Origin of the sequence: Phenylobacterium sp. (genome assembly GCF_030680185.1) — a bacterium.
In the GTDB taxonomy this organism is placed as follows: domain Bacteria; phylum Pseudomonadota; class Alphaproteobacteria; order Caulobacterales; family Caulobacteraceae; genus Phenylobacterium.
In genome coordinates this window covers 72,123-83,911 of sequence record NZ_JAUXVZ010000055.1, presented here as the reverse complement: position 1 = coordinate 83,911, position 11,789 = coordinate 72,123, and the positions used below count along the sequence as shown (strand labels likewise).

General features: G+C 68.6%; 13 protein-coding genes. 9 read left to right on the top strand and 4 right to left on the bottom strand.

Annotated elements, in window-relative coordinates:
* A complete protein-coding gene (locus Q8L83_RS14835) occupies window positions 1-657 on the top strand; it encodes a protein-L-isoaspartate(D-aspartate) O-methyltransferase (protein WP_305288241.1) in 657 nt (218 codons plus the stop codon).
* Between the two features lie 103 nt (window positions 658-760).
* Complete coding sequence (locus Q8L83_RS14830) at window positions 761-2,044, top strand: LysM peptidoglycan-binding domain-containing protein (protein WP_305288239.1); 1,284 nt, start codon at window positions 761-763, stop codon at window positions 2,042-2,044.
* Window positions 2,045-2,071: 27 nt separating this feature from the next.
* On the opposite strand, the gene Q8L83_RS14825 is transcribed toward Q8L83_RS14830, so the two are convergent.
* The gene (locus Q8L83_RS14825; protein ID WP_305288237.1) at window positions 2,072-2,911 is read right to left on the bottom strand and encodes an ATP-binding protein; all 840 of its coding nucleotides are present in this window, start codon (window positions 2,909-2,911) and stop codon (window positions 2,072-2,074) included.
* 175 nt (window positions 2,912-3,086) lie between these two features.
* Here Q8L83_RS14825 and yajC point away from each other — a divergent pair, with 175 nt between their 5' ends.
* From yajC to Q8L83_RS14795, 6 genes are all read left to right on the top strand, one after another.
* On the top strand, window positions 3,087-3,374 hold the full coding sequence (gene yajC, locus Q8L83_RS14820; protein ID WP_370868405.1) for a preprotein translocase subunit YajC: 288 nt from the start codon (window positions 3,087-3,089) through the stop codon (window positions 3,372-3,374).
* 35 nt (window positions 3,375-3,409) lie between these two features.
* Complete coding sequence (gene secD / locus Q8L83_RS14815) at window positions 3,410-5,014, top strand: protein translocase subunit SecD (RefSeq protein ID WP_305288233.1); 1,605 nt, start codon at window positions 3,410-3,412, stop codon at window positions 5,012-5,014.
* An 11-nt stretch (window positions 5,015-5,025) separates the two neighbouring features.
* Window positions 5,026-5,979, top strand: coding sequence for a protein translocase subunit SecF (secF, locus tag Q8L83_RS14810; RefSeq protein ID WP_305288231.1), 954 nt, complete (start codon window positions 5,026-5,028; stop codon window positions 5,977-5,979).
* A gap of 3 nt (window positions 5,980-5,982) precedes the next feature.
* The gene (locus Q8L83_RS14805; protein ID WP_305288229.1) at window positions 5,983-6,342 is read left to right on the top strand and encodes an Mth938-like domain-containing protein; all 360 of its coding nucleotides are present in this window, start codon (window positions 5,983-5,985) and stop codon (window positions 6,340-6,342) included.
* An 85-nt stretch (window positions 6,343-6,427) separates the two neighbouring features.
* Window positions 6,428-7,033 (top strand): urate hydroxylase PuuD, encoded by a 606-nt coding sequence (locus Q8L83_RS14800; RefSeq protein ID WP_305288588.1) that lies wholly within the window; start codon window positions 6,428-6,430, stop codon window positions 7,031-7,033.
* Window positions 7,034-7,098: 65 nt separating this feature from the next.
* Window positions 7,099-7,791, top strand: coding sequence for a squalene/phytoene synthase family protein (locus Q8L83_RS14795; protein ID WP_305288227.1), 693 nt, complete (start codon window positions 7,099-7,101; stop codon window positions 7,789-7,791).
* Between the two features lie 5 nt (window positions 7,792-7,796).
* On the opposite strand, the gene trmFO is transcribed toward Q8L83_RS14795, so the two are convergent.
* Entirely contained in the window at window positions 7,797-9,194 is a 1,398-nt protein-coding gene (trmFO, locus tag Q8L83_RS14790) for a methylenetetrahydrofolate--tRNA-(uracil(54)-C(5))-methyltransferase (FADH(2)-oxidizing) TrmFO (protein WP_305288225.1), read from the bottom strand.
* Window positions 9,195-9,331: 137 nt separating this feature from the next.
* On the opposite strand from trmFO, the gene Q8L83_RS14785 reads away from it, so the two are divergent.
* Window positions 9,332-10,288: a hypothetical protein gene (locus Q8L83_RS14785; RefSeq protein WP_305288223.1), complete on the top strand. Its 957-nt coding sequence runs from the start codon at window positions 9,332-9,334 to the stop codon at window positions 10,286-10,288.
* Window positions 10,289-10,296: 8 nt separating this feature from the next.
* Here the strand turns inward: Q8L83_RS14785 and Q8L83_RS14780 are convergent, their stop codons facing one another.
* Window positions 10,297-10,908: a glutathione S-transferase family protein gene (locus Q8L83_RS14780; RefSeq protein WP_305288221.1), complete on the bottom strand. Its 612-nt coding sequence runs from the start codon at window positions 10,906-10,908 to the stop codon at window positions 10,297-10,299.
* A gap of 76 nt (window positions 10,909-10,984) precedes the next feature.
* Window positions 10,985-11,785, bottom strand: coding sequence for a hypothetical protein (locus tag Q8L83_RS14775; protein WP_305288219.1), 801 nt, complete (start codon window positions 11,783-11,785; stop codon window positions 10,985-10,987).
* Between the last annotated feature and the right edge of the window lie 4 nt (window positions 11,786-11,789).

Below are 11,789 nucleotides of genomic sequence, written 5' to 3'. Positions count from 1 at the left end.
ATGGCCAAGGACGAGGACAAGCCCGAGACCCGCCTGGCCCGCCTGGTCCTGTCCCTGCGCTCGCAAGGGGTGAGCGACGCCAAGGTGCTGAAGGCGCTGGAGGCCACGCCTCGGCAGATGTTCACGCCGGATCTGTTCCAGGAGCGGGCCTTCGAGGACTCAGCCCTGCCCATCGCCTGCGGCCAGACCATCAGCCAGCCCTTCATCGTCGGCCTGATGACCCAGGCCCTGAAGATCGAGCCCCGCGCCCGGGTGCTGGAGATCGGCACCGGCTCCGGCTACCAGACGGCGATCCTCTCGCGCATGGCGCGGCTGGTCTACACGGTGGAGCGATACCGCACCCTGCTGGCCGAGGCCGAGGCCCGGTTCAAGGCGCTGCAACTGACCAATGTGATCACCCGGTTCGGCGACGGCGGTCAGGGCTGGCCCGAACAGGCGCCCTTCGACCGCATTATGGTCACAGCAGCGGCGCCAGATGAGCCGAGCGCCCTGCTGGCCCAGCTCAAGCCCGCCGGGATGCTCGTCGCTCCGATCGGCCGCGGCCCTGTCCAGATCCTTCGCCGCTATTGCGGGGACGGGAAGGGCGGCTTCTCCGTGGAAGATCTGGGCGAAGTCCGCTTTGTGCCCCTCCTTGATGGCGTCGCCCGCGAACTGTGAGCGGCGCTGAAGATCGCATTCTGGGTCGCCTTGGGCGCCCGACTTAACCGACCATTAACCCTGCGGCCCTGACTCAAGTCCGTATCTGACCCATGGAGCGGCCATGACGCACTTCCTCACCCGTACGGCCCTGGTTCTGCTCGCCGGCAGCGTGCTGGCCGCCTGTTCGACCTATCAGAACGAGGGCGTCGAGCCGGTTCGGCCGAACTTCCCGGTCCGCCAGGGACCTGACGCCCAGGGGACGCCGCCCGCGGCGACGCCCTTGCCCGGGGATCAGACCACGCCGCCCTCGGCGATCCCCACCAGTCCGGTGGAGTCGCGGCCGCTCGATCCGCTGCCCTCGGCCCAGCCGCGCCCTGGCGACAGCTACCCGCCCCCGCCGCCGGCCCAGGAATATGAGACCGTCACCCGCACCTCGGCCACGGGCCAGGTGGTGGACGCCGACGGCCCGCCCCAGTCCTACACCGTGGTCGCCGGCGACAGCCTCTATGGGATCGCCCGCAAGCTGGAGACCAGCGTCACGCAACTGGCGCAGGACAATAATCTCGCCGGCCCCAACTATGTGATCCAGCCCGGCCAGACCCTGAAGGGCCCCTCGAGCGCGTCCAAGGCCTATGTGGTGGCCGGCGGCGACACGCTCTACGCCATCGCCCGGCGCTTCAACGTGTCGGCCCAGGCCATCGCCGACGCCAATTCCATGCAGATCGCCGATGTGATCCGGCCGGGCCAGAGGCTGTTGCTGCCCAGCGGCTTCCGCGACACCGGTCCGATCACCACCACGGCCCGCGTGCCGGTGACTCGCTCGGCGCCCGCGGCCAGCCCGCCGCCGGCCGCCACGACCCCCGTACCGGCCGCCCCGCGTCCCGCCGCGCCAGCACCGACGCCGACGCCGGCCGCCCCGCGGCCCGCCACGCCTACGCCCGCCCCGACGGCGCCGGCGATTGTGCCGAGCACCCGCACCCCGGCCGACGCCCAGGTCTCGGAGCTTGGCCGTGGACGTTTCGTGTGGCCCCTGCGCGGCGACATCCTCTCCACCTTCGGGCCCAAGGGCACCGGCCAGCGCAACGACGGCGTCAATATCCGGGCGCGCTCAGGCGAGGCTGTCCGCGCCTCGGCCGCTGGCGATGTGGTCTATGCCGGCGACCAGGTGCCGGGCTTCGGCAATCTGGTGCTGATCAAGCATGCCGATGGCTGGGTCACGGCCTATGGCCATCTGGCGCGCATCGACGTGAAGATGCAGGACAAGATCAGCCAGGGGCAGCAGATCGGCCAGGCCGGCGCCACCGGCGAGGTGGGCGAGCCCCAGCTGCACTTCGAGGTCCGCTTCGCCCCGACCCCGCAGGACCGCGCCCGCCCCATCGATCCGATGCTGGTCCTGCCCCAATAGGGGCAGGCGCCGGCCTCTCGGCCAGGTTCAGAGGGGCAGGGTCTTGCCCTGCGCCCCGGCCAGGTCGCGGATGAACTGCCAAGCCACACGGCCCGAGCGGGCCCCGCGCAGCTGCGCCCATTGCAGGGCGTGGCGGTCCAGGTCCGGATCGCTGAGCTCGTAGCGCGCGGCATAGGCGCGCACCGCCTCCAGATAGGTGGGCTGGTCCATGGGCGGGAAGCCGATCCAGAGGCCGAAGCGGTCGGAGACGCTGACCTCTTCCTCGGCGTCCTCGGCCGTGGCGATCAGGCCGCGATCTTCCTGATGGCCCCGGGGCATCAGGTGGCGGCGGTTCGAGGTGGCCACGAACAGCACATTGGCCGGCGGCCCGGACACGCCGCCTTCCAGCGCCGACTTCAGCGCCTTGGCCGCGGCCGCCCCTTCCTCGAAGGACAGGTCATCGCAGAGCACCACGAAGCGCTCATCGCGCCCCCGCAGGATGTCGAACAGGGCGGGCAGGGCGGTGACCTGATCACGGTCCACCTCCACCAGCTTCAGGGCCTCATATCCGCCCCCCACGGCCATGAAAGCCGCCTTGGCGATGGAGCTCTTGCCCGTGCCGCGCACGCCCCACAGCAGGACGTGGTTGGCCGGCAGGCCCTGAGCGAAGCGCTCGAGGTTCTCCACGAAACGCGCCTTCTGCCGCTCTACGCCCACCAGCGAGTCCAGGCTCAGGGGATAGTCGGGGGCAGGATGGAACCCGCCGGTTTCCGGGTCGTGGCGAAACAGCCGGGCGGCCGAGAAATCGGCCGGGGCGGGCGCGGGCGGCGCCAGCCGTTCCAGCGCTTCGGCGATGCGGATGAGGAGGGGCGAGAGGGCGTGATCCATGACTTGGCTGCTTAACCCTCGGGCTCGCATTGCAAAAGGGGGCGCCAGCGCATAGCTTCCGCCGACTTGAAGAGGGGCCGACGCACCGGGCCCTTGACCGCTTGCCGGAGAGGCTATGTTCGCCACCCCCGCCTTCGCCCAGACCGCCGGCGCCGCCGCCGCTGGGCCCCAGGACATGATCCTTCAGTTCCTGCCGCTGATCCTGCTCGTCGTTCTGTTCTACTTCCTGATGATCCGCCCGCAGCAGCGGCGGATGAAGGCGCACCAGAAAATGGTCGCCGAACTCAAGCGTGGCGACCAGGTCGTCCTGGCCAGCGGCATGCTGGGCAAGGTCGTTCGGGTCGAGGACCGCGAAGTCGGCCTTGAAATCGCCACCGGCGTCACCGTCAAGGTGGTGCGGAGCATGATTTCCGAGGTTCGGGTCCGGGGTGAGCCGGCGCCGGCCAACGATTCCAAGTCCTGACTGATCCTGCGCCAGCATAAGGGCGGCCTCGCCTCATGATGACCCTGTCGCGCTGGAAGATCATCGTCGTCGTTCTGGCGACGATCTTCGGCGTCCTCTTCTCCGTCCCGAACCTGCTGCCCCAGCAGACCCTGGCCTCGATGCCGGCGTTCATTCCGCGCCAGCAACTGAATCTGGGTCTCGATCTGCAGGGGGGCTCTCACCTTCTGCTGGAGGTGGACACCCAGGCCCTGCGCGCAGAGCGCCTCGTGAACACCGTGGAGGATACGCGGGTCACGTTGACGGCCGAAGGGATCGCCTTTTCCGAGCTGCGTGAGCAGGGCGGGGACATCACAGTCAGAATCACCGATCCGGCCCGTCGCAATGACGCCGCGACGGTCCTGCGCCGGAACCTCGGCACGCCCCTGGCCGGGACGACCGGCGGCAGCGATATCACGGTGAACAACGACGGCGAGGCTGGCCTGCGCATCAGCTTCGTCGAGGCCGCCATGAACGCCGAGGCCGCCAAGGCGGTCGAGCAGTCCATCGAGATCATCCGCCGCCGGATCGATGAGCTGGGCACCCGCGAGCCCACCATCATTCGCCAGGGGGTCGATCGGATCGTCGTCCAGGCGCCGGGCGAAAGCGACCCCGAGCGTCTGAAGAACGTCATCGGCCAGACCGCCAAGCTGACCTTCCAGATGGTCGACGAAAGCGCCGATCTCGCCGCCGCCGCCGAGGGCCGCGCGCCGCCCGGCTCGGAGGTGCTGCCCAGCGAGGACGGCCTGACCCCCTTCATCGTGGTCCGCCGCCGGGCGCTGGTTTCCGGCGAAATGCTGACCGACGCCAGCCAGGGCTTCGACTCGCAGACCGGCGAGGCGGTGGTCAATTTCCGCTTCAACAGCCTGGGCGCGCGCCGGTTCGGCGAGGCGACGGCCGCCAGCATCGGCCAGCGCTTCGCCATCGTGCTCGATGGCCGGGTGATCTCGGCCCCGGTGATCCGCAGCGCGATCACCGGCGGCAGCGGCATGATCAGCGGCAGCTTCACGCCAGAGAGCGCCAACGATCTGGCCGTGCTGCTTCGAGCAGGCGCCCTGCCGGCGCCGCTCACGGTGGAAGAACAGCGGACGGTGGGCGCCGAACTGGGCGCCGACGCCGTGCGGGCCGGCCAGATCTCTACCGGGATCGGCTTTGTGACCATTCTGGTCTTCATGGTCCTGGCCTATGGTGGTCTGTTCGGCGGCATCTCCGTGATCGCCCTGCTGATCAACGCCCTGCTGATCATCGCGGTCATGTCGGTGACCCAGGCCACCCTGACCCTGCCGGGGATCGCCGGCCTGATCCTGACGCTAGCGGTCGCCGTCGACGCCAATGTGCTGATCTATGAACGGATGCGCGACGAGATCAGGGCCGGGCGAACGGCCATTGCGGCGATGGATGCGGGCTTCTCCAAGGCCATGAGCAGCATCATCGACGCCAATGTCACCACCATCCTGGCCGCGTTGATCATGTTCCAGTTCGGCTCCGGACCCGTCCGGGGCTTCGCCTGGACGCTGTCGATCGGCGTCCTCACCTCGGTCTTTACCGCGGTTCTCGTCACCCAGGTGCTGCTCGCCCTGTGGTTCCGGGCGACCCGGCCCAAGACCCTGCCGATCGTCTGAGGTTGCGAACCATGTGGCCGCTGATCAGAATCCTGCCCATCACGACGAACTTCCGGTTCGTCGCCTTCGCGAAGTTTGCCGGCGTCGCCTCGGTGCTCGCGGCGATCGCCTCCCTGTTCCTGGCGCTCTATCCCCTGACGCCGCCCTGCGGCGGCATGAACTGCGGGATCGATTTCAAGGGCGGGACCCTGCTGGAGATTTCCACCGCCCCGCAGGCGGTCGATCTCAGTCGGGTCCGATCCGAACTCGGCGGCCTGGAGCTCGGCGACGTCCAGGTTCAGGCGTTCGGAGCGCCGTCCTCGGCCCTGGTCCGGTTCCAGACCCCCGAGGGCGAGAGTTCCGAACAGGCCATCGAAGAGGTGAAGGCGGCCCTGACGTCGGCCCTGGGCGAGGTCACCTTCGCCAAGACCGAGGTGGTCGGCCCAAAGGTCTCCGGCGAACTGTTTCAGAACGGTCTGATGGCCCTGGGTTTCGCCATCGCTCTGATGCTGGTCTACATCTGGTTCCGCTTCGAACTGCAGTTCGGGATCGGCGCGGTGGTGGGCCTGCTCCACGACGTGGTGCTCACCTTCGGCCTTATTGCGCTCTTCGATCTGGAATTTTCGCTCACCAGTATCGCGGCCATCCTGACGATCATCGGCTATTCGATGAACGACACGGTCGTGGTGTTCGACCGCATGCGAGAAAATATCAGAAAATACAAGCGCATGCCCCTCGCCGAACTGATCGATCTGACGATCAACGAGACGCTGTCGCGGACCATCATCACCGGTCTGACCACTATCCTGGCCTTGGGCGCGCTGGCGATCTTCGGGGGTCCGACCCTGTTCGGCTTCTCGGTGATCATGATCTTTGGCGTCGTCATCGGCACCTATTCCTCGATCTATGTGGCCGCGCCGATCATCCTGCTCTGGGGCGTCAAGCGGGGCGAGGAAGAGGCCGAGCCCCTGCCGGTCCGCACCTAGGCCGTGGCCCGGGACGCGCCCAGCCTGGACAGCTTTGGTCCCGGGGGCTTCCGCGTGGCCGGCGTCTGGCGGCCAGGATCCCTGCTGATTGTTTCGGACGTCGCGGCCGCCTGGCCCGTCACCCGCCTGGCGGAGGTTACGCCGGACTCTCTCTATCCGGTCTTCGCTGCTGGCGCGCGGGATGTGGAGTTCCTGCTTCTGGGCACGGGCGCGGCCAACGCCCTGCCGCCGCGGCCCTTGCGCGATCTGCTGCAGAAGGGCGGGATCGGCCTGGAGTTCATGGACACCCCGGCCGCTGCGCGGATGTACAATGTCCTGACCTCCGAGGGCCGCCGCTTGGCCTGCGCCCTGATCGCCATCTGAGCGAGGGGCGCCCCCATCAAGGGACTGGACTTGCGCTTCCGAAAGCGCGGCTATAGGCCAGAACCAAGAAAACGGGGAAATGTCGATGCAGGGTCTGCTGTCCAACTTCCGCAATACGATGATCGTGAGCCTGCTGCTCTCGGTCGTCATGATCGTCGGCTATATGGTGCACAATCGCGGCGCCGACGTGATCTTCGTCCAGGCGGTCTTGCGCTGGATGCATCTGGTCTTCGGCATCCTGTGGATTGGGCTGCTCTACTATTTCAACTTCGTCCAGATCCGGAAGATGCCGGACATCCCGGCCGAGATGAAGCCGGCCATCTCCAAGCACATCGCGCCCGAGGCGCTGTTCTGGTTCCGCTGGGCGGCGCTGTTCACCCTGGTCTCGGGCCTTGCGCTGGCCTGGAGCCGCGGCTTCCTGCTCGAGGCCCTCAGCCTGGGCGCGGCCAGCGGCTTCGTCGTGCCGCAACACACCTTCATTGGCGTGGGCATGTGGCTGGCGATCATCATGTTCCTGAACGTCTGGCTGTTCATCTGGCCGAACCAGAAGATCGCCCTGGCCATGGTCGAGGCTGACGATGCGGCCAAGGCCAAGGCGGGCCGTACGGCCATGCTGTTCTCGCGCACCAACACGCTGCTCTCGCTGCCGATGCTGGTGACCATGGCCATGAACCAGACCATCTTCGGCTGACCGCCAAACCGCGCTAAGCCTCTGGGACCCGCCGTCTTGGCGGGTCCTTTTGTTTCTGGAGACCCATGAGCGAGGATGCTTCGCCCCCAGCGCAGGACCTGGACGCCCTGGTCCTGTCCGTCGATCCGGATCGCTGGCTGGCCAGCCGGCTGATCGCCGAGCCCCGGGCCCGGGCCGATGTGGTCGCCCTCTACGCCTTCGACCACGAACTGGCCCGGGCGCCCAGGGTGGCCTCCAACGCTCTGCTGGGTGAGATCCGCCTGGCCTGGTGGCGGGAAGTCCTGGACGAGGCCTATGAAGGCCGGCCCGTGCGCCACCATCCGACCGCCCAGGCCTTTGCCCAGGTCATCGCCCGGCGCAGGCTGCCGCGGGCCGACCTGGAGCTCATGATCGACGCGCGCTATCGCGAGTTGGACCCCGCGCCGATGACTTCTGAAGAGGCCGTGCTCTGGGCGCGGGAGACCGGCGGGGCCGTCGCCCGGTTGGCCGCGCAGATCCTTGATCCCGACGCCAGCCCCATGGCCGCCGAAGCGGCCGGCGCGGCCTGGGCCCTGTCGCGGCGGCAGCTGGCGGGGGAGGCTCAGGAGGACAGAGGCGCGCTCTCAAGCCTCCGCGCCCAGGCCAGGGGGCTCAGCGTCGCGGCCTTTCCCGCCGGCGCCCAGGCGGCGCTCGCCAAGGCCTACGCCCAGGGCCGCGAACCCACGGCCCTCGGCAAGCGCTGGCGCATCACCCTGGCGGCGTTGACCGGCCGGGTCTGAGTCGACTATTCGGCCGCCAGGGCCGGTTGGCCGATCCAGGCGTCGAGGTCGGCCAGGGCGCGCTCGCCCACCATCCGCTTCTTGGTCCGGCCGCGTTCCTTGGACCCCAGCCTGCGGCCTTCGGCGTCCCGCTTGGGACTCTCCAGGGGCGGGATCAGGCCATAGTTGATGTTCATCGGCTGGAAGGAGCCGGCGCCCCCGTCCAGGTGGCCGCCGGTGATGTGGCCGATCAGGGCCCCCAGCGCGGTCGTGGGCGGCGGCGGGGCCAACGGGTGGCCCAGGCGCTCGGCGGCGGCGAAACGGCCCGCCAGCAGGCCGACAGCCGCGCTCTCCACATAGCCCTCGACCCCGGTCACCTGGCCGGCGAACCGCAGGCGGGGATCGACCTTCAGCCGCAGGGCCCCGTCGAGCAGCCGGGGGCTGTTGATGAAGGTGTTCCGGTGCAGTCCGCCCAGCCGGGCGAAGACGGCCTTTTCCAGGCCCGGGATCATACGGAAGATCTCGGTCTGGGCCCCGTGCTTCAGCTTGGTCTGGAAGCCCACCATGTTCCAGAGCGTGCCGAGCGCATTGTCCTGGCGCAGCTGGACGACGGCGTAGGCCTTTTCGTCGGGCTTGTGGGCGTTGGTCAGACCGACGGGCTTCATCGGGCCGTGGCGCAGGGTTTCACGGCCGCGCTCGGCCATCACCTCGATGGGCAGGCAGCCGTCGAAATAGGGGACGTGCTCCCATTCCTTGAACTCGGACTTGGGGCCGGCCAGCAGGGCGTCGATGAAGGCCTCGTACTGATCCTTGTCCATCGGGCAGTTGATATAGGCGGCCGCATCGCCGCCGGGACCGACCTTGTCGTAGCGGGACTGGCGCCAGCAGACGTCCATGTTCACCGACTCCACCGTCACGATGGGCGCGATGGCGTCGAAGAAGGACAGCGCGCCTTCGCCGGTCAGGTCGAGGATCGCCTGCGACAGGGAAGGCGAGGTGAGCGGGCCGGTGGCGACGATCACATTGTCCCAGTCGGCGGGCGGCAGGCCTGCGACCTCCTCCCGCGCGATGGTGACATTGGGATGGGATTCCAGCCGTGCGGTCACCGCATCGGCGAACCCGTCGCGGTCGACGGCCAGGGCGCCGCCGGCCGGCACCTGGTGGGCGTCGCCGCAGGCCATGATGATGGAGTCCAGCCGGCGCATCTCGGCATGCAGCAGGCCGACGGCGTTGCCCGCCCAGTCGTCGGCGCGGAAAGAGTTGGAACAGACCAGCTCGGCGAGCTTGTCGGTGTGGTGGGCGTCGGTCCCGCGCACCGGGCGCATCTCATGCAGGACGACGTTGGCGCCGGCCTGGGCGATCTGCCAGGCGGCTTCGGATCCGGCCAGTCCGCCGCCGATCACGTGAATAGGTTTGATGGTCATGCGCGACCCATTAGCAACGATCTGCGGACTTCGCGAGCCGGGCCTTGCAGGTGGGCGGCGCGGACGCCTAGTTTCACCGCCGATGTCCGGCGACTCAAGGCGTTTCAAGCCTTTGGCGCGCCGGTCGGGGAGCTGAGATGAACGAGTTTTCTTCAGGTGATCCGGCCGAGGGCTTTTCTTCGGGCGACGCGGCCTTCGAGGGCTTCCGGCTGACGCGGGAGCAGCCGCGGGTCGTGCTGACCTGGGCGCTGTTCCACCTGATCGTCTCCTTCGTGAGCGCCACAGCCCTGATCCTGCTGGGCGGCGACTTCCTGCTGCAGGCCGAGAACGCCGCCGACATGACCCCCGCCGAGATGGCGGTCTTCATGCGCGAGATGGCGCCGGCCTATCTGACCCTGGCGCCGATCGGCCTGTTCGTGGTCTCGGTGGCGGCCGCGGCGGTCTATCGGATCTACCTGCGGCCCGAGGAGGCCGCCGAGCGGGGCTATCTGCGGTTCGGCGCCGATGAGATCCGCCTGATCGGCCTGACCCTCATCTACTATCTGCTGACCATCGGCGGTGTGCTGGGGCTGTCGCTGCTGGCCGCCATCGGCGCGGCCCTGGCCTCCCTGGCCGGGCAGAGCGCCATGGCCCTGGTGGGGGGCGGCATGCTGCTCTTCTTCGGCGGGCTCTGGCTATTCGTACTGGTCCGCCTGTCCCTGGCCCCGGTCCTGACCTTCGACCAGCAGCGGCTGGTGGTGTTCGGCTCCTGGAGCCTGACCCGCGGCCATTTCTGGCCCATGCTCGGCGCCTATCTGCTGGCGCTTATCTCGATCATCGTGGTCAGCCTGCTGGCCATGGTGATCTTTGCGGCCCTGGCCGGCATCGCCACCTTGGCGACGGGGGGCAGCATGTCGTCGGTGGGCGAGGCCTTCCAGCCGGACTTCAGCTCGTTCAGCGCCTATGTCTCGGTCCAGACCGTGCTCTATCTGATGTTCAATGCGGTTCTGACGGCCATCTACTACCCGGTGATCCTGGCGCCGCAGGTGATGGCCTACCAGGCCTTCCGTCCCGCGCCGCAGGCGCAGGACGGCGGCGTCGAGCCCTTCGCCTAGAGCGAGGCTCAGGCCTTTGCGCTGGGGCGGGCGCTGACCCGCTGATGCCAGGCGGCCAGATTGGCGTAGTTGGGGTCCATCTCCAGGCCGATCCAGGTGGCGAAGTCCACCGCCGAGAGGGCGCAGATATCGGCGACGGTGAAGTCGTGGCCGGCGATGAAATCGCGGCAGGCCAGTTCCCGGTCCAGCCACTTCTGGGCGCCCGCATAGGTCTCGCGGTTCGACTCGCCGAAGTCCTTGAACTGGGTCAGAAGGGCCGCCGTATAGGGGTGGGCGTGGCGCCAGTAGTTGCCGATGGGCGTCATCAGTACGAACTCGACCCGACGGACCCACATGTCCACATGGGCCTTTTCCAGGGCCGTGCGGCCAAACAGCGGCGGCTCGGGGTTGGTCTCTTCGAAGTAGCGGCAGATGGCGACCGTCTCGGAAATCGTCGCCCCGTCGTCCAGTTCGAGGGTGGGGATCTGGCCCAGCGAATTCTTGGCCCGATAGTCCGAAGACTTGTGCTCGCGCTTGCGCATGTCGACCGTGGTCTCGGGCAGGTCGATGCCCTTCTCGGCCAGGAAGATGCGGACGCGGCGCGGGTTCGGCGCCGGCATGGGCGCGCCGTAGAGGATCATGGGTCAGCTCCAAATCGCTTAAACGAATGAAGCGACGCTATTTCGAACAAGCGTTTACGGAAACCCTGACGTAGCGTCAGCCAAGCGATGGCAGGTCGCGGGCGAGACCGGCCATGACAGCGGCCTCCCAGTCCGCAGGCCAGGCGGCGCCCTTCGCATGGGCGACGCGGCGAGCCCGCGGCAGGAAGCGGTCGCGCAGGTCCCGATTGGCGGCGAGCAGTTCGACCTCATCCGCCCGGGGCGGGACGAGCGCCTCAAGCTCGGCGATCTGCTCGGGCTTCAGGAAGGGATAGAGCTTCTTGGCGCCGCCCCGCTCGGCCGGGCCAAACCCGTTCTCTTCCAACATCAGCTCGATCAACAGGCGGCGCAGATGGCCGACGCCGTCCTGCATCACCACCCACTCCCGCCGCCCCACAGGCACCGGGGCGAGGGAGAGCACGCGCAGGAATTCGGTGATCAGCGCCTCGACGCGCCGTGCGGCGGCGGCTGGATCGGGCGGGGAGGCGGCGCGTCCGGTCGGGCCCTGGCTGGCGGCGCCGAACAGCTGCTTCACGGCCGTAGCGGCCTGGCGGGCGAACTCCTCGGGGGTGGAGAGCATCAGGTCGAACCGCTGGAGCGCAGGGGTGGTCCCGTTCACCAGGCGGCCGAACTGGCTCAGGCGCAGGGCTGTGGCCGGCAAGGGGCCGTCCTCGCGCATCAGGTCGCCGAGCAGGCCCGGAATGTCGTCGGCCGCCACCACCAGGGTGATGTCGACATCGCTCCAGGCGTCGCCGCGGCCGGCGCCGAGGCTGCCGGTCAGCCAGGCCGAGCCGATGCGCGCGTCGGGCCGCAGCGCCGTCTCAAGCGTCTCCAGGAGGGATTGCTGATCCGGCGTCACGGCG